The organism is Neisseria sp. P0021.S005 (assembly GCF_051956955.1).
In genome coordinates this window covers 1-470 of record NZ_JBQCWY010000937.1, presented here as the reverse complement: position 1 = coordinate 470, position 470 = coordinate 1, and the positions used below count along the sequence as shown (strand labels likewise).

General features: G+C 58.9%; 1 pseudogene. It reads right to left on the bottom strand.

Going from position 1 to position 470, the window contains the following annotated elements:
- Positions 1–470, bottom strand: a pseudogene (locus tag ACTHUE_RS20250) (RNA-binding transcriptional accessory protein); the annotation flags it as partial.

Genomic DNA, 470 nt, shown 5'->3' with positions numbered 1-470 from the left:
GAGCGGGGCGGAGGCGGTGTTCACGTCCACACCGACGGCATTCACGCAGTCTTCGACCACCGCGTCCAGCGATTTGGCGAGCTGGCTTTGGTTCACGTCATGCTGATACTGGCCCACGCCGATGGATTTGGGGTCGATTTTCACCAGCTCGGCAAGTGGGTCTTGCAGCCTGCGGGCAATAGACACCGCGCCACGCAGGGAAACGTCCAAGTCGGGGAACTCGCGCGCCGCCAGTTCGGACGCGGAATAAATCGACGCGCCGGCTTCGGACACGACGATTTTGTGCAGCCCCATTTCCGGCATTCCGCGCACCAGTTCGCCCGCAATTTTGTCGGTTTCACGGCTGGCGGTGCCGTTGCCGATGGCGATGAGTTTCACGCCGTGTTGTTTAATCAGACGTGACAGCGTTGCCAACATATTGTTTTCTTGATGCAAATAGACGATGACCGTATCCAGCAACTTGCCCGTGT